The 21746-nt window shown below is 59.1% G+C and carries 19 protein-coding genes and 2 pseudogenes; 11 read left to right on the forward strand and 10 right to left on the reverse strand.

Annotated features, from left to right (window positions below):
• From HGP14_RS35945 to HGP14_RS30995, 5 genes and pseudogenes are all read right to left on the reverse strand, one after another.
• Nucleotides 1–118, reverse strand: a pseudogene (locus HGP14_RS35945) (AraC family transcriptional regulator); the annotation flags it as partial.
• A gap of 569 nt (nt 119–687) precedes the next feature.
• Nucleotides 688–2130 (reverse strand): annotated as a pseudogene (locus tag HGP14_RS30980) (aspartate ammonia-lyase).
• Nucleotides 2131–2228: 98 nt separating this feature from the next.
• Complete coding sequence (locus tag HGP14_RS30985) at nt 2229–3110, reverse strand: LysR family transcriptional regulator (RefSeq protein ID WP_312862231.1); 882 nt, start codon at nt 3108–3110, stop codon at nt 2229–2231.
• Between the two features lie 128 nt (nt 3111–3238).
• Nucleotides 3239–4144 (reverse strand): AraC family transcriptional regulator, encoded by a 906-nt coding sequence (locus HGP14_RS30990; protein WP_168833670.1) that lies wholly within the window; start codon nt 4142–4144, stop codon nt 3239–3241.
• Nucleotides 4145–4275: 131 nt separating this feature from the next.
• On the reverse strand, nt 4276–5481 hold the full coding sequence (locus HGP14_RS30995) for an ABC transporter substrate-binding protein (protein ID WP_168833671.1): 1206 nt from the start codon (nt 5479–5481) through the stop codon (nt 4276–4278).
• Nucleotides 5482–5682: 201 nt separating this feature from the next.
• Between HGP14_RS30995 and HGP14_RS31000 the strand changes: the two genes are divergently transcribed.
• From HGP14_RS31000 to HGP14_RS31010, 3 genes are read left to right on the forward strand one after another with little or no spacing between them, the layout of a single operon-like run.
• A complete protein-coding gene (locus HGP14_RS31000) occupies nt 5683–6186 on the forward strand; it encodes a DUF4863 family protein (protein WP_168833672.1) in 504 nt (167 codons plus the stop codon).
• On the forward strand, nt 6176–6796 hold the full coding sequence (locus HGP14_RS31005) for an NADPH-dependent FMN reductase (protein ID WP_168833673.1): 621 nt from the start codon (nt 6176–6178) through the stop codon (nt 6794–6796). Before HGP14_RS31000 ends, HGP14_RS31005 begins: the two co-directional genes overlap by 11 nt.
• Complete coding sequence (locus tag HGP14_RS31010) at nt 6793–7440, forward strand: flavin reductase family protein (RefSeq protein ID WP_168833674.1); 648 nt, start codon at nt 6793–6795, stop codon at nt 7438–7440. The genes HGP14_RS31005 and HGP14_RS31010 overlap by 4 nt, the downstream gene beginning before the upstream one ends.
• A gap of 36 nt (nt 7441–7476) precedes the next feature.
• Here HGP14_RS31010 and HGP14_RS31015 read toward each other — a convergent pair whose 3' ends face one another.
• Entirely contained in the window at nt 7477–8436 is a 960-nt protein-coding gene (locus tag HGP14_RS31015; RefSeq protein ID WP_168833675.1) for a LysR family transcriptional regulator, read from the reverse strand.
• Nucleotides 8437–8731: 295 nt separating this feature from the next.
• Here HGP14_RS31015 and HGP14_RS31020 point away from each other — a divergent pair, with 295 nt between their 5' ends.
• From HGP14_RS31020 to HGP14_RS31055, 8 genes are all read left to right on the forward strand, one after another.
• Complete coding sequence (locus HGP14_RS31020; RefSeq protein WP_168833676.1) at nt 8732–9685, forward strand: dihydrodipicolinate synthase family protein; 954 nt, start codon at nt 8732–8734, stop codon at nt 9683–9685.
• Between the two features lie 35 nt (nt 9686–9720).
• Nucleotides 9721–10272, forward strand: a complete 552-nt coding sequence (locus tag HGP14_RS31025; RefSeq protein ID WP_168833677.1) for a 3-hydroxyanthranilate 3,4-dioxygenase — start codon at nt 9721–9723, stop codon at nt 10270–10272.
• Between the two features lie 86 nt (nt 10273–10358).
• On the forward strand, nt 10359–11183 hold the full coding sequence (locus HGP14_RS31030; RefSeq protein WP_168833678.1) for an aspartate dehydrogenase: 825 nt from the start codon (nt 10359–10361) through the stop codon (nt 11181–11183).
• A 113-nt stretch (nt 11184–11296) separates the two neighbouring features.
• Entirely contained in the window at nt 11297–12739 is a 1443-nt protein-coding gene (locus tag HGP14_RS31035; RefSeq protein WP_168833679.1) for an NAD-dependent succinate-semialdehyde dehydrogenase, read from the forward strand.
• 91 nt (nt 12740–12830) lie between these two features.
• A complete protein-coding gene (locus HGP14_RS31040) occupies nt 12831–13592 on the forward strand; it encodes an ABC transporter ATP-binding protein (RefSeq protein ID WP_168833680.1) in 762 nt (253 codons plus the stop codon).
• Complete coding sequence (locus HGP14_RS31045) at nt 13582–14325, forward strand: ABC transporter ATP-binding protein (RefSeq protein WP_168833681.1); 744 nt, start codon at nt 13582–13584, stop codon at nt 14323–14325. Before HGP14_RS31040 ends, HGP14_RS31045 begins: the two co-directional genes overlap by 11 nt.
• Before the next feature lie 3 nt (nt 14326–14328).
• A complete protein-coding gene (locus HGP14_RS31050) occupies nt 14329–15216 on the forward strand; it encodes a branched-chain amino acid ABC transporter permease (protein WP_168833682.1) in 888 nt (295 codons plus the stop codon).
• A gap of 33 nt (nt 15217–15249) precedes the next feature.
• The gene (locus tag HGP14_RS31055; protein ID WP_168833683.1) at nt 15250–16242 is read left to right on the forward strand and encodes a branched-chain amino acid ABC transporter permease; all 993 of its coding nucleotides are present in this window, start codon (nt 15250–15252) and stop codon (nt 16240–16242) included.
• A 46-nt stretch (nt 16243–16288) separates the two neighbouring features.
• Here the strand turns inward: HGP14_RS31055 and HGP14_RS31060 are convergent, their stop codons facing one another.
• From HGP14_RS31060 to HGP14_RS31075, 4 genes are read right to left on the reverse strand one after another with little or no spacing between them, the layout of a single operon-like run.
• Nucleotides 16289–17833, reverse strand: a complete 1545-nt coding sequence (locus HGP14_RS31060) for an adenylate/guanylate cyclase domain-containing protein (protein ID WP_168833684.1) — start codon at nt 17831–17833, stop codon at nt 16289–16291.
• Nucleotides 17833–18198, reverse strand: a complete 366-nt coding sequence (locus tag HGP14_RS31065; RefSeq protein WP_168833685.1) for a response regulator — start codon at nt 18196–18198, stop codon at nt 17833–17835. The genes HGP14_RS31060 and HGP14_RS31065 overlap by 1 nt, the downstream gene beginning before the upstream one ends.
• Nucleotides 18199–18212: 14 nt before the next feature.
• Nucleotides 18213–20927 carry a response regulator gene (locus HGP14_RS31070; protein WP_168833686.1) on the reverse strand — a complete coding sequence of 905 codons (2715 nt, stop codon included), beginning with the start codon at nt 20925–20927 and terminating at the stop codon, nt 18213–18215.
• Entirely contained in the window at nt 20924–21670 is a 747-nt protein-coding gene (locus tag HGP14_RS31075; protein ID WP_168833687.1) for a DUF3365 domain-containing protein, read from the reverse strand. The genes HGP14_RS31070 and HGP14_RS31075 overlap by 4 nt, the downstream gene beginning before the upstream one ends.
• Nucleotides 21671–21746 lie beyond the last annotated feature (76 nt).

Here is a 21746-nt window from a genome sequence, read left to right on the forward strand (position 1 = left end):
TCGCCGCAGCCTGGCTCCAGGCAACGCGCCACGGCGCACCGTAGGCACAGCGGACCTCGAGCTGGCCGGTAACGGTGATGATTTGCAAGAGATGGCTTAGCCAATCGACTTCGGACATAGGGACCTCGAATCTCGAAACGCACAAGTATCCTATCCTAGTTGCACACCGGCTGGACCGCACATGGACTTGTGTACGATCTGGTCGGATACACGTCGGGGACGTCTGATAGCGAGACTATACGACTGACTCCATACTTATACGTAAGGCGTGAAATGTAATGGCTATCAACGGCTATTGAAGAGAATTGCAGTGGCTATTGGCGGGGAGGTCGATGCTCTGATTGCAGAATCGGCGGAAGAAGGGAGCAAGCACCCTGTCCCGAAAACAATTGGCGACTTCATCTCGCGTCGTGCATAAAGGGTGCGAAGGCTTGCTGAGCAGGGAGTCTAACGTACCTTTGAAGGTCGGCATTTAGCGCCAAACGACCGGGCAAGGATTCGTATCCGTTCAAAGCGAACACCAATTGAAAAATACTCGGCCATGTTTCGAGGCACACTTTTATATGTGCAAGCTAAAGCAGCTACGGTTCGGTACCTAGATACGTTGAAGATAAAAAGCAGGAATTTTCAATGGGGCGAAGGCGAGCCGTCCGGAAATCTGTCCGGGTGACGCGATCGGGCCATGGTTTAAATCGTTGAAACGTTTTGGATAGCGGCCTCGTCGAGGCTGAAGGCTGCGCACGCTTGGACATCCGGATTGAGGAGCCGATCAAGCGTCTCTCGCTCTAGCAGCTGCTTTTCGAGGACGATCTCGTAGACGCCACGCCCAGTCGCGAGCGCCTCGGTGGCGACCGCCGTGGCGGCAGCGTAGCCGATATGCGGATTGAGCGCGGTCGCAATACCGATGGATCGCTCCAGTGCGGCACGCATCACCTCGCGGTTGGCGCGAATGTCGCGAACGCAGTTGTCAGCGAGCGAAACGCAGGCCGCCCGCAGATGCCGCAGGCTGTTGAACAGGCTGTAGGCGATGATCGGTTCGAAGGCGTTGAGCTGCAACTGACCGGCCTCGGCGGCGAAGCTTATCGTGACATCGTTGCCGATCACCTCAAACGCCACCTGATTGACCAGTTCGGGAATTACGGGATTAACCTTGCCGGGCATGATCGGCGAGCCCACCTGCCGGGCAGGCAGGCAGATTTCGGCAAAGCCGGCGCGAGGACCACTGGAAAGAAGCCGCAGATCGTTGCAGATCTTCGAAAGCTTGACAGCGATTCGTTTCAGGACGCCTGACAAATGGACGAAAGCTCCACAGTCCTGGGTCGCCTCGATGAGATTGACGGCCGTCGTGACCGGAACGTCGGTGATCTCCGCGATATAGGTGCGAACGAGCGAAGCATAACCTGGCGGAGCGTTGATTCCAGTGCCGATTGCCGTCGCTCCCATATTGATCTCGCATAAGAGCGATGCGGCCTCCCTAAGGCGAAACTGGTCCTCGGCGAGCATATGGGCGAAAGCACCGAATTCCTGTCCGAGCGTCATCGGCACGGCGTCCTGCAGCTGGGTTCGCCCGATCTTCACGATGTCCGCAAACTCATCGGCCTTGCCGGCAAAGGCGATCCGCAAGAGGTCGAGCGCCTGGTCAAGGCGTGTGGCTCCGTTCCAGGCGGCAATCTTCAAAGCCGACGGATAGACGTCGTTGGTGCTCTGACTCATGTTGACGTGCTCGTTGGGATGCAGGACATGGTAGTCGCCACGGTCATGCCCCATTATTTAGAGGGCGCGGTTGGCGATCACCTCATTGGCATTCATGTTGGTCGATGTTCCGGCACCGCCCTGGATGAGGTCGACGACAAACTGACCGTGCAGACTGCCGGCCCTGATCTCACGGCAGGCTGCCACAATCGCCTGCGTGCGTTCTTCGTCCAGTCGTCCCGACGTGTAGTTTGTGAGCGCCGCCGCCTCCTTGATCGCTGCTAGCGCGAAGATAAGATCAGGGCAGGACGAAATCGGTTGGTCGGTGATCTTGAAGTTCTCGGTCGCCCGCAATGTGTGGATACCGAAATATGCCTCGCGAGGAATACCCCGTTCTCCCAATAGATCGTGCTCGCGCCGCATCTCTCGACCTGACATGCAAATCCCTCCTGTAATCGCAGTCTCTTAGCGCGGCACCTACAGCTGGCCAATTCATATCCGGTCTGATCTATTCCGATGTCGCATAGTCTGGCTTGTCAAAGGTCCCAGCGGCACGCCACACTCTCTCCAAAAACGCACGTGAGCGATTGCGGCTGCGATAGAGGCGGATTTCCATCGGCATGTCGGGACCGACGATCATAAGATCCCCTGCCGCGACCTCGCGCCTGACGAGGCTGCGTGGTAGCCAGGCAAGGCCATGCCCCCCCAACCGCCATGGACCTCAAGCCTTCCGCCATAGAATTCTCGTTCCGATGGGCAGGAAAAGTTTCCGGAGCTCCCTCGTGGTTCTGCGCGACCGAGGCCATCAAGCCAAGAAACGAGCCTCTGGAATATTGGAGAAGCGGAAAGGCGCCGCTTTCCTTACCCCATCGGCGGCGATCTGGCGGCGAGGCGACTGCCGACAATGCGTCATGACCGACGACCTGATGGAGATGCTCTGAAGGATCAAGCGGCATCACCACGCTGGGATTGTGGTAGGTCAAAAGGACATCATATCCGCCATCGATGAGAGCTTGCACGCAGATGTCGAGATTGTCCGGAAGTACCCTGCTGCGTGTCGGCCCGAATGTGGTCTCCACTTCAGCGAGCCAGGTCGGAAGGAACGTAAGACATAGCGTATGCAGACCCGTTACTGCGATGCCCTGGCCGTCTGAGACATTGTTGCGGCTTCGAAGATCGGATCGCGCGAGCGCCAGCATGCGGACCATCTCTTCCGCGGTCTCTCGAAATTGACGCCCCTCCTCAGTCAAGGAAACCGGATAGGTGCTGCGATCGAGGAGTGGCACACCCAACCACACTTCGAGCGAGCGGATCCTGCGGCTGAACGCCGACTGGGTGACGTGGCGGGAGATGGCGGACTTCGAAAAATTTCTTGTCTCCGCCAGGACGAGGAAATCCTCGAGCCACTTCATTTCCATCGCGCAGCAACCATCCGAGAAGAAGATCGGGCGATGGGTGGGATCAAGCGGTCGTAAGCGATGCTGGCCGAGCGGCTTGCTCTAGACTTTGCGCCGGGCCGGCCGCGCCATCGCATGGCATCGCCTCTTCAGTTGTCTGCCGAGAGATGCCCACGCCGATACTCGCAGGGTGTCATCCCGATAATGTCGCGAAACGCATTTCCGAAGGAGCTTTGTCCCGCATAGCCGACTTCCTGTGCAATGCTGGTCAATGAGGCCTGCGTCGTCGACAGAAGTCGGCATGCCACTTCCATACGCTTTGACAGCTGCCATTGGACGGGAGGCTTGCCGGTGGCACGATGGAAGCCGCGACAGAGGTGCTCCTTGCTGACGCCGAGCAGATCGGCGAGCTCCTCGAGCCGAACGACGCGATCGAAATTCTCCTCGAGATAGGTGCAAATGCGACGCACCTGCCAGGGAGCAAGTTCCCCTTTGGCCGACGTGGGGTCATCATGCCGCAACCCAAGGCTATGTTGGAGCAGTCGCAAAGCAATGAGATTTGCCCGGCTTTCCATCTCGAATTTCGTTGGTCGGTCGGTGGCTTCGAAGGCGCGGCGGACATAGGATTCGAGATTGAACATCATCTCGGAATCCTCATACATGACGCGGTCGTTTTCCCCGAGATCGCCTTCATCAGGCGCGGGGTAGGCGGCCAGCCCCGCAACGTCCCGAAGAAATGCTTCGCTGACATAGATGTGGGCAAACCGGATGGCGGAGGGAGCAACAAATCGCAGGTCGCGTCGAGCTGGATGCACTGAAAACCCGCGCGGCCGCAAGCGCTCGCGCCTTTCTCTGGCCGAACCCACCCTATGAACCAGCGAGCCCGACAGTCTGAGTGCGATGACGCAGCATGGTTGGTGGTCCGGTTGGGCGCTGGTGTCAAACCCCTGAGGCGCGTTCCAGATCGCCACGGGCATTGGCCACGAGGCGTTGATACCGGCCATGTCGACAAGATCAACGCCTTCTCTTTTTGAAAGTTCGTTCAACGAGACCATGCCATCCTCCCGACTTATGCTCTCCTCCAATGTTTCTTATCGGTTACATTAACATGTCATAATTCTGCAGCAATCCCTCGGCGTCGCGCCATCCTCCGTGCCGCGATTAAGCGAGCACGGAAGCGGTCGGTTCATTGGGTCACGAGTGGGCAAGTGCTTTCGGCGAGGGGGCGAACCGCCTGATCACCGGGAATGGTTCTGATAATATTGTAGTAATCCCAGGGATAGCGCACTTCGCTCGGCTTTTTGACCTGGGCCAGATACATGTCATGGACCAGACGCCCGTCCGCCCGGATATATCCGTCATCTGCGAAAATATCGTGGACGCGCGTTTCGCGCATTTTTTGGGCGACCCGTTCTGGATTGTCGTCCTTCAGCGCTTCGACGGCCTGAAGATAGTGTGTGACGGCAGAGTAGACGCCGGCTTGCGCCATCGAAGGCATTGCGCCGTGCTTTGCAAAGAAGCGTTTAGACCATTCCCGCGTCTTATCGGTTCGGTCCCAGTAGAAACCTGTCGTCAGCACCAGGCCCTGGGCGCTTTCGAGGCCAATTCCGTGGATATCAGTGATGAACACCGCGAGGCCGGCCAGCTTGGTTCCACTGGCGCCGACGCCGAATTCCGCAAACTGCTTGACCGCGTTGACAGTATCCGAGCCGCCATTGGCAAGGGCAACGACGTCGGGATTCGCCCCCTGGGCCTGCAGGATGAAGGAGGAGAGGTCCGGCGTGTTGATGGGGTGCTTGGTGACGCCGACGACGGTACCGCCGCCAGCCGTGACGACCTTGCTGATGTCGGCCGCCATCGTCTGTCCGAAGGCGTAGTCAGCGGCGATAATGAACCATTTCTTCGAACCCTCGTCGAGCAGTGCCCGACCGGTCGAAGCAGCGACCGAGTACGTGTCCCAGACCCATTGGAAGCTGGTCGGTATGCAGCCCTTACCGGTGAGGTCGGCCGTCCCGGCGGCCGCGTAGATCACCAGTTTTTTCCGTTCCTTGGCAATCGCTTGAACTGCTAGCGCAACCGATGAATTCGGAACATCAAGGACGAGATCGACACCATCTTCGTCATACCATTTGCGCACGATGGTGGACCCTAGGTCGGGCTTGTTCTGATGGTCCGCTGTGATGACATCGATCGGTATACCGGCGACCTTTCCTCCGAAATCCTCGACGGCCAAGCGTGCCGCGACCGCGCCGCCCGGCCCGGAGAGCGCGGAGAACATGCCGGAATAGTCCGTCATAACGCCGATCCGCACGACACCGTCGGTGATTTCCGCATTGGCGCTGGTGGCGCCGAGAAGGCCGCATACCAGCAAAGTCAGCGTGAGTTTTTTCATGTCCGTTCCCCAACTGTATTTGTTGCCGCCATTATGAAGGCAGCAGCGAACGTGTTGCGCAACAGGCCGTGGGGACGTTTGCGGCTCCTCCAGCCATTTCGTGTCAATCGCGCGAAAAACGCATCAATCCGGCGCAAACGGCCTTCAGGGTTATCAATAGCATTGGCCGCCATCGAACGATCCGCACGAAGGGGAGAAGAGATGATCAACGACGATGGCCTTCCAACCGGAACACATAAACCGGCACTCATGAACCATCTGGAGCGGCTTGTCGCTTTTATCGGCGGCAGTCCGTTGAACGAAGAACTCGAGAAGCGTTTGAACCGCGACTATGGGCCGGAAACCGCCCGTTTCCAGGAAATGAAGCAACTGCTGCGAAGCGGTATCGAAGAGAACTGGGCCTGCTATCAGGTTATCGACGGAGCGGACTACCGGCGCGGGCGCCTCGGCATTGCGGCCGATGGTGTCCACGATTTCGTGATCGAGAGCGCCAGGCTCAAGGACGTCAAGGGCAAGTATCACAAGCATCCCCTCGGCGAGATCAATATGATCCAGCCCGTCGATCCGCAAAGCCGGTTCTGCGACACGGGCGAGGGGTGGAAGGTCTTCCCGCCGGGAACGAGCCACTATCCGACAGTCTCGGGCGGCACCTGCACCTTCATATTCCTGCTTCCGAAGGGCGAGATCGAATATCATGAAGATTGAGATGTTGGAGCAACGGTCCGATCGACCGCTCGCCGGAAACGTGCTGGCGATTTGCGGAAGTGTTCGGCGGGGTTCATGGAATGGACTGTTGCTGCGCTTCATGTCCGACCTCTTGCGCATACAGGGCGTCGCTGTTCAGACGATCTCGCTTCGCGACTACGTGCTACCGTTTTACGATGGCGACCTCGAGGCTGAAGACGGCGTGCCTGCCGCGGCGATCGAACTACGTGAGCTGATCGACGAACATGACGGTCTCTTGATTGCCTGCCCGGAATATAACGGATCGGTCACGCCGATCCTGAAGAATATGATCGATTGGTGCTCGCGTCCAACCGAGGGCCTCGGCGGCTTGGCGCCATTCCAACTCAAGCCGGTTTTGATCGTCGGCACTTCGATTGGGCCTTTCGGCGCTCTGCGGGCCATCAGTCATCTGAGGGCCATTCTTAGCAAAATGGGCGCTCTGGTGATGCCAGAGGATCTGGCGGTGCCCAATGCACCAGCCGCCTTATCCGAGGAGGGCTTTTCCGATCAGAATTTGTCGATTGCCGCAACGCGGTTGTCGGCGATGATGGTCACCCAGTTGGGACGGATCAGAGAGGCAAGAGCATGACCGACTTCGCAATGGCTGATCTGAGCTTACGCGAACGCTATTGGCTTATCACTGGAAGCGTGGGGCCTCGTCCGATCGCGCTTGTCACGAGCCTTCGGGCGGATGGCAAATGCAATGCGGCGCCTTTCAGCGCCTTCAACTATATGTGCGAGGAACCGCCGCTTTTTGCCATCGGCATCGATCTGTATGGCGACGAGAGCCATCGCTGCGGCGAGCGTAAAGACACCTTCAACAATATCGAGGCGGGCGGTGAGTTCGTCGTCAATATGGTCGACGAAGCTATCCTTGGCCCCGCCGTCCACTGCGGGACGGATCATCCGGCCGAGGTATCCGAGGTCGAGGCAGTGGGGCTGACGCTCGCGCCATCCCTGACGGTTGCAGTGCCACGAATAAAGGAAGCCCCGATTGCCTGGGAATGCAAGCTCTTCAAAGTACTGGAGGTTGGCCGTTTCAGAAGCATCGTGCTTGGCGAGATCGTCAGCATGCATTTCCGCGACGACCTCGTCGACGAGGAGAAGGTCCGCGTCCGGGTTGATCGATATCACCCGATCGGACGCCTTGGCGGGCCGACCTATTGCCGGACGGAAGACCGCATGATCGTGCCGGTTCCTCCCTTTAATCAAGAAGGCAAGCCGCGCGTTTGAGGTCCGCTTCCCAAGATCGACGTGGGATTGACAGGGTTATTTTTGGTCGGCGTCCGAGGACACGCCGAGCTTGAGCGTTTCCTCGCCTGTCCCCGACGGAGCAGGCGCCAGCCGCCTGGCGCAGCGCCTCACCACCGTTTCGAATGCCAACAATGCCGGTGACTTCGATCTATCGCTCGGACGAATCATGATGATATCGCGGACAATCGACGGATGAAGCAACGGCTTTGCAAGCACCGTGTCCATCTCGACGGCACGCGCGTAGGTAGGAAGAACGGCGACGCCGAGGCCTGCACGCACCAGCGCGAGCGCGGTGGTGATCTGCGTGACTTCATAAGCTGGTTCCAATGCCACCCGGACATGTTCGAAGCCGACTTCGACGAGCAGCCGAATGCCGCTATCGCGCGTGAGCGTGATCAAGGGTTGACCGGCGAGCTCCTCCCAGTCGACGCTTTGGCGGTCGGCAAAGCTGCTGGTGTGGTTGCAAAACACCATAAGTTGGTCATGCGTCAGGGTCGATCGTTCGATGTTTCGTTCGAGAGCGGAGAAGGTCCCAATACCGCAGTCAACCTGACCGTTGCGAACGGCTTCGACGATAATGTCGCTGCGCGCATCCATGATGCCGATCTTCAAGCCTGGATAGTCACGGTGGAGCTCGGCGATCGCCTGCGGCAACATCACCGCTGCCAGCAAAGGCGGAGCGGCAACCAGAAGACGGCCGCGTTTGCGCTGGGCGATCTCCCCGGCATTGGCGATCGCCGCCTGCAGATCCTCGATGATCTTCGCGCTCGCGCCCTGGAATTCCCGACCCGCCTCGGTGAGTTCAACCCGCCGGGTGGTCCTGTCGAGCAGCCGCAATCCGAGCTCGGCCTCGAGATCGCGCACAAGGGCGGACAGTGCAGGCTGGGCAACCCGCAACGCCTCGGCGGCCTTGGTAAAATTGCCCCATTCGACGACTGCCAGGAATGCCTCGATCTGACGAAGGGAAACGGCCATGTCCACTCCAATTCATAAGAAAATCCTCTTAATTAATATCAATACCCCGCATTGTTGTATAGCTGCAAGGATGAGAACATCATCTCGTTCGAAAGCGGGGAGGAGCAACGCGCGATGAACGAAACCGTTGCCGACGCGGCTCTCGAAGCCCAATCGCAATCTCTCGACGGTCATTGCCCGGCTCCGACAAATGCCGGCGAGTGCCGCCAATGCCGCCGGCCATGCCCCCAGTTCCTGGCCGGCGGCGCGGACACGGCCAATCCAGTGGTCTCGATAAGAAACGAAGGTAGGTTCAATGAAATATGCCAAGAAAGATGCCAAGGCTTATGCCCGCCAGAACATGCGAGGGATCTGGGCTGCCGCGTTGATGCCCTTCACGTCGACGCTGTCGATCGATGAAGACGGGTTCCGCGACAATATCCGTCACTGGACCCAGGATCTGAAAATCGACGGCCTGTTCATTGCCGGCAAGCAGGGCGAGTTTTTCTCGATGTCCCTCGACGAACGTAAGCGGGCGTTTAAGCTCGCTGTCGACGCCGTCGGACCCAATGCCTCGACGATCATGTCATGTTCCGATCAGAACATGGACGTGGTCATCGAACTTGCACGGCACGCCCAGGAGGTCGGAGCCGACTATATCGTCGTTCACGCGCCGACGCTGCACTTCTTCAAGGCCCAGGACGAGACCGTCTACAATTACTACCGGACGATCGCAGACAGCGTGGATATCGGTATCGCGCTGTGGAGTCATCCAGACAGTGGCTATCTCATGTCTCCGCAACTGTGCAATCGCCTTGCCGATATCGAGAACGTCGTCGCGATCAAGTACAGCGTGGCGCGCCCGATGTATGCGGAGCTCACCCGGCTTGCCGGCGACCGCATCCTTGTCAGCACGGCTTCGGAGGAAGAGTGGCTGGACAATATATTGGAGCTCGGTTGGCAACTCTATCTCTGCTCGTCGCCGCCTTATCTGCTGCAAACCGCAAACGATCTCCGGATGCGCGAATATACCGATCTCGCCTTTGCCGGCGATGCGGATAAGGCACGTGCCATTCGCGATAGCCTGCGGCCCGTTCGAGACGCATTGCGCAACACCCGGCCTCCGGAAAAGCCGCATGCCCATCAGAAATACTGGCAGGAGCTGCTCGGCCAGGTCGGCGGCCGGGTCAGGCCGCCGCTCCTGGAGCTGACCGATCAGGAAAAGGCAATCACGCGTGCGGCGTTCGAAGCATGCGGACTGAAATTGTAAGCGCACCGGCGCCAGGAACGAAGAGAGGTTGAGCAATGTCTATTACAGGTCGTCTCAAGGCATTCAATTTCGCGAAATGGATCGAGGAACACCAGCATCTGCTGAAGCCGCCCGTCGGCAACCAGCAGGTCTGGACCGATGCCGATCTGATGGTGACGGTCGTCGGCGGCCCGAACAAGCGAACCGACTTCCACGACGATCCCGTCGAGGAATTCTTCTACCAGTTGAAGGGCGACATGGTCCTCAAGGTGGTGGACGACGGCAATCACTACGACGTACCGGTCCGCGAAGGGGAGATATTTCTGCTTCCTGCGCATGTGCGTCACTCGCCCCAGCGGCCCCAGGAGGGCTCGATCGGGCTGGTGGTCGAACCGAAGCGACCGGAAGGCTGGCTCGATGCATTCGAGTGGTATTGCTTCGAATGCTCCAACCTCGTCCACCGGGTCGAAGTCGACCTCGTGAGCATTGTCGACGATCTGCCGCCGCTTTACAGGGAATTCTACGGCAACGAGCAGGCGCGAACCTGCAAGCATTGCGGCACGCTCCATCCCGGCAAGGAACCGCCCGCCGGCTGGGTTTGCCTGTAAGGCCAGCCGGCCGGTAGGCCTGTTCACCAACTCATTCCAGACATCACCGCATCATCTGCGGGACGAACTCATGCGGGGTAGATCCAATGAGCGCGCTGAATCGCGTCCGAATGCCGCTTCGCCTATGTTTTGTAGGCTGGGGCGCCATCAATCGCCGTGTGGCGGAACTTCTGAAAGAACGGCACGGCGACGATGTGGTCTTCGCCGCCGTCGCACTCGCAGACATTGCCGACGCCATCGGGGTACCTGACAGCATTCCCGTTATCACTGACCCGTCGGTACTTTGGCAACTCGAGCTGGACCTTGTGGTAGAAGCTGCGGGTCGCGGCGCCGTTGCGCAATGGGGTGAGCACGCTTTGCGCCACTCCGGCGGTTTCGTGGTCGCCTCCGCGAGTGCATTTTGTGATGATGGGCTGTTCGAACGCCTGCAAAAAGCGGCGCGGGAACATGGCAGCCAGTTGATCGTGCCTCCGGGTGCGCTTGCGGGCATCGACGCCATTGCCGCCGCCGCCGCCCTGCCGCTTGAAGCAGTGACGCATCGGATCATCAAGCCGCCGCGTGCCTGGGCCGGCACCGCGGCGGAACAGATTATCACGCTCGACGGTGTCGCCGGCCCGACGACGTTCTTTTCGGGAAGTGCACGCGAGGCTGCGTCGCGCTTTCCGCAAAACGCCAATGTCTCGGCGGTAGCGGCACTATCGGGCATCGGCCTCGACCGCACGCAGGTCGAGCTCGTCGCCGATCCGGCTGCGGAGACCAATCGCCATGAGCTTGCCGTCAGTGGCGAATTCGGTCGCTTGAACGTTGTCATTGAGAACCGGCCTCTCGCTGCAAATCCGAAATCATCGGAGATGGCCGCCCTGTCGCTGGTCCGTCTGGTCGAGAACAGGTTCGTTCCTCTCGTCAGATGACCTTCCCTATCGTCTCGCGCCTCCGACAAAGACCTGAGACCATCTTCTAAGCCACCATCCGCTGTCATTCGCATGGACGCGATGCGGATCTCGACAATCATCAGGAGCGGTTCATGACCAGCCATTCTTACCCCGATCTTAAGCTTTACATCGATGGCGCCTGGCGCAAGACCAAGAGCGACCAGCCCGTCATCAACCCCGCCGATGAATCAATTCTGGGTGCGCTCCCGAAGGCCGAAACATCCGATCTGGACGACGCGCTCGAGGCGGCTCGCCAGGGCTTCCGGATCTGGAGCAAGACCGCACCAAGACGGCGTGCCGAAGTGTTGCTCAAGGCTGCGGCCCTGATGCGCGAGCGCGTCGAAGAGATCGCCACTGCAATCACGCTTGAGCAGGGGAAGCCCCTGTCAGAATCACGCCTCGAAGTCATCAGGGGCTGCGAATTCTTCGAATGGGATGCGGGCGAGGCGCAGCGCACTTATGGTCGTGTTATTCCAAGCGAACCGGGCATTTCCTACATCGTCCACCATCAGCCGATCGGCATGGTTGCCGCCTTCTCGCCATGGAATTTCCCGATGAGCCAGCCATCCAGAAAAATTGCCGGGGCATTGGCGGCCGGGTGTTCCATCATCATCAAGGCAGCCGAAGAGACGCCGGCTGGAGCGCTTCATATCGCGAGGGCCTTGCATGATGCCGGCCTCCCACGCGGCGTGTTCAACCTCGTCTTCGGCGTACCGGCAGAAATATCGAACTATCTTATTCCGCAAGAGGAGACCCGCCTGATTGCCTTTACCGGCTCGACCGCGGTTGGCAAGCATTTGACCGAGATCGCTGCGCGGAACATGAAGCCGGTGCTGATGGAGCTAGGCGGACACGCCCCGGTCATCGTCTGCGACGATGTCGACCCGGTTGCCGCCGCCCATATCTCGGTCACTCGCAAGGCCAGAAATTGCGGACAGGTCTGCACGTCGCCGACGCGCTTTTTCGTGCACCAGTCGCTGTATGACCGGTTCGTCCAGGCTTTTGCAGAACGGGCGCGCGCTTTCGCCATCGGCAACGGTCTTGATCCATCTGTGCAGATGGGCCCGCTCGCTAACAGCCGCCGGATCGATGCCATGCGGGCTCTGGTCGAGGATGCGACCGCCAAGGGCGCGCGATTGCTGGCCGGTGGAGAGACGCTCGGTCGCCGTGGTTACTTTTTCCCGGTAACCGTCCTTGCTGACCTGCCTTCGGACGCCCGGGTGATGCACGAAGAACCATTCGGACCGCTCGCCGTGATCAACCCGGTCTCGTCTCTCGATGACGCGATCGAAAAGGCAAACAGCCTGCCCTTCGGGCTCGCAGCCTATGGCTTCACCCATTCGGCCGAAAATGTCGACCGGCTCTCTCGCGAGATTGAAGCTGGAAACGTCTCCATCAACACCCTCGAAGCCTCCGTTGCCGAGACACCCTTCGGCGGTGTCAAGGATAGCGGCTACGGCCGCGAGGGCGGAGCGGAAGGGTTGTTGCACTACACGCAGATCAAGACGGTGTCGCATCGGATCGCACTGTCCTGAGGCACCGTCTCGTTTGGAGCTGCAGTCATAGGGACTGCTTGCCCATCAAGCGCCGCCGGCGTCCCGTTTCCGTTTCGATGGAGTCGTTCCCATGAGTGACATTATTCTATCCACCTCTGGCCTGACGAAACACTTTGGTGGTTTTACCGCTGTCAATAACGTTGATCTTCAGGTCAAGCGAGGTTCGATCCATGCGTTGATTGGACCGAACGGGGCCGGCAAGACGACCTGCTTCAATCTCCTGACGAAGTTCTTTGCCCCGAGCCGCGGCAGGATTGTCTATAACGGGCGCGATGTCACTGGGCGCAAGCCTGCGGAGGTCGCTCGTCTTGGCCTCGTACGCTCGTTTCAGATTTCGGCGGTCTTTCCCAAGCTGACGGCTCGCAACAATATCCGGATCGCGCTGCAGCGCAAGCGCGGCAGTTGCTTCGATTTCTGGCGGTCGGAGCGGGTGCTCCATGCACTGGATCAAGAGGCGATGCATCTCATTCAAGCCGTCGGCCTGACCGGTTACGCGGAGGTCCCGGCCGGCGAGCTTTCCTACGGACGAAAACGCGCGCTCGAAATCGCAACAACGCTTGCCCTCGATCCAGAGCTGCTGCTGCTCGACGAGCCGATGGCGGGTCTCGGGCAGGAAGATGTCCATCGGATCGAAGCTCTGATCCGGACGGTCTCGGCGCAGCGCACGATCCTGATGGTCGAGCACAATCTTTCGGTCGTCGCCTCTCTTTCCGACAGGATCACGGTTCTTGCAAGAGGGCAGGTGCTGGCCGAGGGGGATTACGCCTCAGTCTCCAAGGATCCCCGCGTGATCGAGGCCTATATCGGTTCGGGGGGTCATCATGTCCATTGATACCGCAGCTATTCTCGCCACCTCGGCATCCGCGGATCCTCTGCTAAAGGTCGAAAATCTGCACGGCTGGTATGGCGATAGCCATGTCTTGCATGGCATGAATTTCGAGGTGGCCCCGGGCGAAGTGATCACTCTTCTCGGCCGGAACGGCGCGGGAAAGAGCACGACATTGAAAGCCATTATGGGCATACTTGCCCGGCGTCGCGGCTCGATCCTCTTCGAGGGTAAGGAAATGGCGAAGATGTCGTCGTGCTTGATCGGCAGGCACGGCATCGGCTATGTCCCCGAAGACCGGGGCATTTTTGCCTCGCTCTCGGTTAAGGAAAATCTTCTTCTGCCGCCTATCGTGCGGGCAGGGGGTATGAGCCTCGAGCGCATCTACGAACTGTTCCCCAATCTTCTGGAGCGGATCGCAAGTCAGGGCACGAAGCTCTCCGGCGGCGAGCAGCAGATGCTCGCAATCGGCCGCGTTCTTCGCACCGGCGCGCGGCTCCTGCTTCTCGATGAACCGACGGAAGGACTTGCGCCAGTCATCGTCGATCAGATCGGCGCCATCATCGCCCACCTCAAAGAAGACGGGTTCACGATCGTGCTCGTCGAACAGAATTTCCGTTTCGCGGCGAGCCTCGCCGACCGGCATTACGTCGTCGAACAGGGTCGTGTCATCGACGTGATCGATGCCGATGCGGTCGCGGCAAACAGCGACAAACTTCACGCCTATCTGGGAGTTTAGGCCATGCTGGATTTCCTCGGTGTTCCAACGCAGGTGTTGCTCGGACAGGTCCTTCTTGGCCTGATCAACGGGGCGTTCTATGCGACCCTCAGTCTCGGTCTCGCAATCATCTTCGGACTGCTGAACATCATCAATTTCGCCCACGGAGCACTCTATATGATGGGCGCCTTCATCGCGTGGATCGGGCTTAATTACCTCGGAATTAACTATTGGTATGCGCTCCTGCTCGCACCCGTCCTGGTCGGCGCGATCGGCATCCTCGTCCAGCGAACATTGATTGTCCGCATTGCCCATCTCGATCATCTCTACGGATTGCTCTTGACCTTCGGCATTGCACTGATCGTGCAGGGGCTGTTTCGGAACGGCTTCGGATCAACCGGTCTGCCCTACCAGATCCCCAATGCCCTGCAGGGCGCAAGGAATCTCGGCTTCATGATCCTGCCGATCTATCGAGGATGGGTGATCTGCGCATCCTTTGTCGTCTGTCTTGCGACCTGGTTCCTCATCGAGAAGACCAAGCTCGGAGCCTATCTGCGCGCGGCAACGGAAGATCCCGTCCTGACCCAGGCTTTCGGCATTAACGTGCCGCTTCTCGTGACACTGACTTACGGTTTCGGCGTGGCGCTCGCCGCCTTCGCCGGCGTGCTCGCCGCTCCGATCTACTCTGTGGACGCCAATTTGGGTGGCGATCTGATCATCGTCGTCTTTGCCGTTGTGGTCATTGGCGGCATGGGATCGATCATGGGTTCGATCGTGACCGGTTTTGGCCTGGGTGTCGTCGAGGGCCTCACCAAGGTCTTTTATCCCGAGGCGTCGTCTACGGTGATTTTCGCGATCATGGTGCTCGTACTCCTCATCAAGCCGGCCGGTCTGTTCGGACGGATCGCTTAGGCCGCTGCCATGTTCGAAAGGGAGGACTCGGCAATGACAACAATCACGACCACACTCTTGCCCATGGCGAATCCGTCAAACAGAGACACCGAAAGGGCGGTCGCAAGACTACATCGCAGGGTTATTCTCGGGCTCGTGGCGTTCCTGGCAGTTGCACCGTTCTTCTTGTACCCAGTCTTCATCATGAAGGTCTTATGCTTTGCGCTGTTTGCGCTGGCATTCAATCTGCTGCTTGGCTTTGGCGGCCTTCTCTCCTTCGGTCACGCCGCCTTCTTCGGCATAGCGAGCTATACGACCGCCTATGCCGCCAAACATTGGCATTTCACCCCGGAATGCGCGATTCTGGCCGGAACCGTTGTTGCTGCGGTCGTCGGTTTGATATTTGGCGCTATCGCCATTCGCAGACAGGGTATCTATTTTGCGATGATCACGCTGGCCCTGGCACAGATGCTCTACTTCTTCGCGCTGCAGGCGCCGGAGTTCACGGGCGGCGAAGATGGAATTCAGGCCGTTCCCCGAGGCGCGCTGTTTTCCTTGATCGATCTTTCGAGCGACATGACGCTTTATGTGATGACGACTGTGATTTTCGTCGGCGGCCTGCTGCTCCTTTACCGCGTCATCCATTCGCCGTTCGGGCAGGTCTGCAAGGCGATCCGGGATGACGAACAGCGCGCGACGTCGCTCGGTTATGACATCGATCGTTACAAGCTGCTGATCTTTGTTCTGTCGGCCACACTTGCAGGCGTTGCCGGCTCCACCAAGGCAATCGTCTTCCAGCTGGCTTCTCTTACCGACATCCACTGGTCGATGTCGGGCGAGGTCATCTTGATGACGCTGGTCGGCGGCCTCGGGTCCATCTTCGGTCCGATCCTGGGAGCGGCAGTGATCGTCTCGATGCAGAGCTACCTGGCCCCGCTCGGCGCTTGGGTGACGGTGGCGCAGGGAACCATTTTCGTGGTCTGCGTCCTCAGTTTCCGCCAAGGTCTCATTGGGTTCGCGAAAAATTTCACGAACAGGCCATTGTAGCTGCCCCCCACGGTATCGTCGCTGCCTGCGGTGTGGGCCACGACTATCAAATTAGGTAGGTGACGTATTTTCCGATGCCTTGGATCTCCATGACTTCTTGATGGACATCCAGAGAGCTCTCTCCGAGCGCCTCGTACGTGCTTTGCGATATCTGAATTCGTCCGGGGATGCCGCAAGATTCCATGCGGCTCGCAACGTTTACCGTATGGCCCCAGACATCGTAGACGAAGCGTTTTCGGCCGATCAGGCCGGCAATGACCGGCCCGCTGTTTATGCCAATGCGCAAGCTGAGCGGCGGTTCCGGACCGGTCTCCTTGGTCATTTCCGCCAGCAACGCCTTGCCGAAAGCAACCGCTGCCGCGGCATGATCCGGGCGAGGGTCCGGTAACCCGGCCGCCGCCATATAGGCATCGCCAATAGTCTTGATCTTCTCCATTCCATACTCGTCGGCAAGTTCATCGAAACGCGAGAACAGCGCGCTAAGCCTCCCCACCAAAACAGCTGCCGGGGTTCGCGCTGCAAACTCGGTAAAATTGACGATGTCAGCGAAGAGGATCGTCGCCATTTCAACGCGGTCTGCGATCACCTCCTCGCCTTCTGCCAGGCGCTTGACGACCTGCCCCGGAAGAATGGCATGAAGCAGCGCATCGGCCCGCTCCTTCTCGAACTCGATCTCGGAGAGATATCGCTTTTCACGTTCACGCCAGCGGCTGCGCTCAAGGCACGCCTTGATACGCGCACGCAGGAGAACCGGATCGATCGGCTTTGGAAGGTAGTCTTCAGCTCCAGCCTCGATGCAGCGGACGACGGCATCATACTCCTTGAGGCCCGAAATCATGACCACCGGGATCTCGCGCCAACGCCGGTCCGATTTGAGATGGCCGAGAAGCTCGATGCCATTCATGTCAGGCATCAGGATGTCGGCCAAAGCAAGATCGAATTTCTGCGTCTCCAGAATCCGCAGCGCCTCTGCGCCTGAACCTGCGGCGACCACTGTATGTCCGTCGCGTCCAAGGCGCCTGGCGAGGAGATCACGGCTCGACATCGTATCGTCGACGACCAGGATGTGGCCGACCTCCCCGGGCGATGCCGGCGACCGCGCTGCCATGGTTCGTGCGAAGTCGGCCGCGAGGATCGCGTCCGCCTCGTCCGCGGACCTCCCATCCGAATAGAAAGAGGAGGGATCTCTCGCTCTGTCGAGCTGTGCGAGGAGAGCGCGGGTTTCGTCAATGATCCTTGATATGTCCGCCACGAGGCGTTGGGAGAGCGAACCATTGAAGTCCTCCATGACCATTTCAGAGTAACCGAGAATCGCGTTCATCGGCGTTCTGAGGTCATGCCGCAACAGCGAGAGGCTCCGGCTCTCGGAAGGCTCCGCGTCGAGGAACCGCTCAATCTGCGCATTCAATTCCCGAGCGGCGAAGAGCACCTTTTCCAGATCGGGCAACGCCCCGCTTGGTCCCTGCCGGCGAACCTCTTCGAGGATCAATTCCTGATAGCCGAGAATCGCCTGCGCCGGATCGGCGAACTTTTGCGCGATTCTGGCGATCTGTACGCGATGACCGATGTCAGCAGATTGGGCCACGGCCATCACCCTCCGGTCAAACGGGAAATCTTTTCGAGCAGTCCCGGGAATTCGATGGGTTTCGTATCATAGTCATCGCAGCCGGCATCCATCGCTTTTTGACGGTCGCCGACCATGGCATGTGCCGTGAGGGCGATAACAGGGATATCGGCGGTGGCAGGATTCTCCTTGATGCGCCGTGTTGCTTCCCAACCATCGATCTCCGGCAGGCTCATGTCCATTAACACCAGATCGGGCTTCGCGCTCGCCGCCGCCTCTACGCCGGCAAGACCGTCGGTCGCGACGACCACTTCATATCCCCGACGTTCCAGCCGGCGGGAAAGCATGTCGCGGTTCATCTCATTGTCTTCCACGAGAAGAATCTTGACCATCCTGTTCGCGCTCCTCAGGCATCCTCGCTCAGCGGCACGTGCCGCTTCAAAGCCGCTATCAGTTCGGCGCGGCCTTTCGCTCCTTTTCTGATGACATCCTTCGCCCGCACGCCAAGCCAATCCAGCTCATCGCGGCTCAGATCCTTCGATGTGACGACAACGATCGGAAGGTCAGACAGGTCCTGTCTTTCCTGAATGACGTTCAGCAACTCGAAGCCGTCCATGTTCGGCATCATGAGATCGAGAACCATGATTGACGGGCGCCCGGCGTCGAGCTGCTCCAGGCCGCGCCGCCCGTCGGCAGCCTCCCGAACACGCCAGCCTTCGCGAATGAGCACCCTGCGAAAGAGTTCGCGGGTCGCCGGGTCGTCGTCGACCACAAGCACGTCATGTCGCCGATCGCCTGCGACAGCGTTCAAGGTGTCGATGAGCTGTTGCGGATCGATCGGTTTGATCAGGTGATCGGTGGCACCGAATGCGAGACCCATCTCACGATCCCCCACAACTGTGGCGAGGATGACCGGTATATTGCGAAGCGCTGCATCCGATTTCATTTCGCGCAGCACCGACCAACCATCCTGTCCGGGCATGATGACGTCCAGGATAACGGCATCCGGGCGCAATTTCCGTACTTTTTCGAGGCCCTCCTCACCGCCCTTGGCCTCCACAACCTTAAATCCTGCGCCGCGGACCACGTCAGAGACAAACCTGCGCGCCTTGGCTTCGTCGTCGATGACGAGAACCGTTCCGTGGGTTTGCACCTCCTCCCGCGCCTCAATTGGCAACAGGATCTCCTCGACCTCATGCGTCTTGCAGATCGCCGGTATCTTGAAGCGAAAGGTCGAGCCCTTTCCGAGTTCACTCTCGACCTCTATAGTTCCACCCATCATCCGGACAAAATGCTGGGTAATCGCCAGGCCGAGACCGGTTCCGCCATAGTTTCGCGTTGTCGAGGAATCGACCTGCACGAACGCCTGGAAGAGCTTTGCCTGCTGCTGCTCGGTCATTCCGATCCCGTCGTCGCGGACACTGAACTCCAGCCAATCACCGTGCCGGTCGGACTTGCGTTTCGCGCTGAGCAGGATCTCGCCGTGGTTGGTGAACTTTGCAGCATTCGATAGCAAGTTGAAAAGGTTCTGTCGGAGCTTGGTCTTGTCGATCTCGACCTCGTCTGGTTCGACCGAGACCTTGAGCGTCAACCGATTGCCCTTTTTCGCGACCAGTGGTGTGACGGTGCTTTCCACATCGCTGATGAGTTGCATCAGACTGAAACGCTCGACATAGAGTTCCATCTTCCCCGCCTCGATTTTCGACAGATCGAGAATATCGTTGATCAGTGCGAGCAGATGGCGTCCTGACCCCATGATTTTTCCAAGGTCGGCAACGAGGCCCGGCTGCGTCAGCTCGTTTGCGTCTTCGATGAGCATCTCGCTGTAGCCGATGATGGCATTGAGGGGCGTACGCAGCTCGTGGCTCATGGAGGCGAGAAAGCGGCTCTTTTCTTCACTTGCGACCTCTGCGCCGCGTCTGGCGTCTTCCAACTCGGCCTGGCGCAGTTTCAAGTCGGTAATGTCGGTGTAAACGGCAATCGTGCCTCCTTCGGGCGTCTTGCGCTTGGCGATGCGAAGCCATGTTCCATTGTCGAATTGCCGCTCGATCATGCCCTGCGGCTCCCGGTGGCGCCGGATCGCCTCCTTCACCCAGGCTTCCGAGCCGCCGGCGCCGATCTCGGCGGTGGCGCGCTTCGCCTGTGCGCGCGCAATATCCTCGAAGGACCTTCCGGGCGTCATGAGTTCCGCAATATCCGGGAATATCTCGAGGTAACGCTGATTGACAAGGACCAGCCTATCCTGCGCATCGAAGAACGCGAAGCCATCCGGGATGGTCTCGATTGCCGTCATGACGGTATTTCGCTGCCGTACGGCGGCCGCTTCGAGGATGCGCCGCTCGGCTTGGCTTTCCCGCAGCAGTCGCAGCGTCGTTGAAAGCCTGCCGAACTCGTCGCTTCCGTCCGGCGGCAATTCGACATCCTGCTGCTCCTCCATCAGCTGGATCATCGCTTTGTCGATACGGGCGAGGGGAACCAGTATCGACCGCAGCACCAGCCAGGTCATGATGGCGCCCGTTATCGTTATCAATGCGACCGCAATCAGGGCGCGAGTGTAGGTATTCTTCGCTGCCGCGGCAGCTGCGTCACGTGCCCCATCGGCCTCTGTCCTGAGGCGGGCTTCGAGCCCCTTGAGCACGGTGTCGATGTCGTCGCTGAATTTCTTGGCGGCGGCCAACTGCGTGTTTCCGATGACCCGATTGCCCGCCGTATAGGCGTCGACTGCCTGCATCGCCTTTGCATAATAGGCCTTTGAGCCTTGCTCGATGGTGTTGGCGGCATCCGGCGCAAAACCCCGGATATTCGCTAGATTTTCCTCCAGCGCGTCGCGAGCGGTTTCGGCTCGTCGCTCCGAGAGTGTCAGCAGACTGACCGACAAGTCGGTGAGCCAGTAGCGCATCTCGCCAAAATGCCGGTACGCCTGCACGGCTTCATCGAACATATGAAAGCGCGTATTCGCTTCCTCGACGCGCCGCTGGTTCTCAAGAAGGTCATGCGCCATGAAAGCAACGCTCACCAACAGGGCGCCGAGCAGCCCAGCGGAGAGACAAACGAGGCGGATCGAGATTTTCCGATCCATCAGGCGGCCGAGCCTGATGCGAAAGAGATCCAAAGCGCTCATTGGAAGAGCGTGATGCTGATCGCGCCCCCCAAATCCCCCTCGGCTGCGCCCTCTTTCGGATAGCCTGAGATATCAATCTCGCCCTTGGGCTGGCCATGGCACGTCAGGCAGGAGGGGGAATAGTATTCAGGAATGAGCATACGAAATGCCCGGCGGCCGTCCATTTCGCTCTCCTCGACAAAAGGTTTGCCCTTCGGCCAATCCGCTGACTGGAATTTACTCTCGATGACCTGCCGTTCCCAATCGTCCGGAAGCGCCTTTCTATTGCGTACCAGGTCCTCTGGGGCGGTGACCTTTATCTTTGCCGTTTCACCGACTTTTTTCTCCAGACGCTCGTTGACCAGGCGGGCAAAAATCGCGGGAATGAATCCTTTAAAGCCCACGCCCTTAGCATTGATGACCTCCTGGTTTTCGTCGACGACTTCCCGTATCGCCGCAATTTGAGCATCGAACAATTGCTGCTCCGCCGGTGTAAAGGTCTGGTCCGGCAACGATTGTTTGTTGTTCTTGCTGTAAAGGGCGAGCGACTCTTCGACCACACGTCCGCCCGTCAGATGCTTGTCTCCGATCGACGCATCGTTGATCAGACCCTGATAGCTTGAGATGACGCTGCGACTGGCACGCACCAAGGCCGCAAGCCGCTCCCCCGTGGCCACGTCGTCCTGGTTCGCAGCACCGTAGGCTATGGGTGCACAGAAGGCGGCCATTGCCAGAAGGACGCCGCATTTTAGGCCGCGCTGCATAGTACGCCTCATATTACCGCTATGATTCGGCGAGTATATCAAAAGTACCTAAAATTCAAAAATCGTTTTCAGCCTA

Origin of the sequence: Rhizobium sp. P32RR-XVIII (assembly GCF_012641395.1) — a bacterium.
Lineage (GTDB): Bacteria > Pseudomonadota > Alphaproteobacteria > Rhizobiales > Rhizobiaceae > Rhizobium.

What these genes read in the sequence shown, in the direction of transcription:
- HGP14_RS30985 (WP_312862231.1), bottom strand. Translation starts at nt 3,110, where the DNA reads ATGGAAATGAAGTGGCTCGAGGATTTCCTCGTCCTGGCGGAGACAAGA.
- HGP14_RS30990 (WP_168833670.1), bottom strand. Translation starts at nt 4,144, where the DNA reads ATGGTCTCGTTGAACGAACTTTCAAAAAGAGAAGGCGTTGATCTTGTC.
- HGP14_RS30995 (WP_168833671.1), bottom strand. Translation starts at nt 5,481, where the DNA reads ATGAAAAAACTCACGCTGACTTTGCTGGTATGCGGCCTTCTCGGCGCC.
- HGP14_RS31000 (WP_168833672.1), top strand. Translation starts at nt 5,683, where the DNA reads ATGATCAACGACGATGGCCTTCCAACCGGAACACATAAACCGGCACTC.
- HGP14_RS31005 (WP_168833673.1), top strand. Translation starts at nt 6,176, where the DNA reads ATGAAGATTGAGATGTTGGAGCAACGGTCCGATCGACCGCTCGCCGGA.
- HGP14_RS31010 (WP_168833674.1), top strand. Translation starts at nt 6,793, where the DNA reads ATGACCGACTTCGCAATGGCTGATCTGAGCTTACGCGAACGCTATTGG.
- HGP14_RS31015 (WP_168833675.1), bottom strand. Translation starts at nt 8,436, where the DNA reads ATGGCCGTTTCCCTTCGTCAGATCGAGGCATTCCTGGCAGTCGTCGAA.
- HGP14_RS31020 (WP_168833676.1), top strand. Translation starts at nt 8,732, where the DNA reads ATGAAATATGCCAAGAAAGATGCCAAGGCTTATGCCCGCCAGAACATG.
- HGP14_RS31025 (WP_168833677.1), top strand. Translation starts at nt 9,721, where the DNA reads ATGTCTATTACAGGTCGTCTCAAGGCATTCAATTTCGCGAAATGGATC.
- HGP14_RS31030 (WP_168833678.1), top strand. Translation starts at nt 10,359, where the DNA reads ATGAGCGCGCTGAATCGCGTCCGAATGCCGCTTCGCCTATGTTTTGTA.
- HGP14_RS31035 (WP_168833679.1), top strand. Translation starts at nt 11,297, where the DNA reads ATGACCAGCCATTCTTACCCCGATCTTAAGCTTTACATCGATGGCGCC.
- HGP14_RS31040 (WP_168833680.1), top strand. Translation starts at nt 12,831, where the DNA reads ATGAGTGACATTATTCTATCCACCTCTGGCCTGACGAAACACTTTGGT.
- HGP14_RS31045 (WP_168833681.1), top strand. Translation starts at nt 13,582, where the DNA reads ATGTCCATTGATACCGCAGCTATTCTCGCCACCTCGGCATCCGCGGAT.
- HGP14_RS31050 (WP_168833682.1), top strand. Translation starts at nt 14,329, where the DNA reads ATGCTGGATTTCCTCGGTGTTCCAACGCAGGTGTTGCTCGGACAGGTC.
- HGP14_RS31055 (WP_168833683.1), top strand. Translation starts at nt 15,250, where the DNA reads ATGACAACAATCACGACCACACTCTTGCCCATGGCGAATCCGTCAAAC.
- HGP14_RS31060 (WP_168833684.1), bottom strand. Translation starts at nt 17,833, where the DNA reads ATGGCCGTGGCCCAATCTGCTGACATCGGTCATCGCGTACAGATCGCC.
- HGP14_RS31065 (WP_168833685.1), bottom strand. Translation starts at nt 18,198, where the DNA reads ATGGTCAAGATTCTTCTCGTGGAAGACAATGAGATGAACCGCGACATG.
- HGP14_RS31070 (WP_168833686.1), bottom strand. Translation starts at nt 20,927, where the DNA reads ATGAGCGCTTTGGATCTCTTTCGCATCAGGCTCGGCCGCCTGATGGAT.
- HGP14_RS31075 (WP_168833687.1), bottom strand. Translation starts at nt 21,670, where the DNA reads ATGCAGCGCGGCCTAAAATGCGGCGTCCTTCTGGCAATGGCCGCCTTC.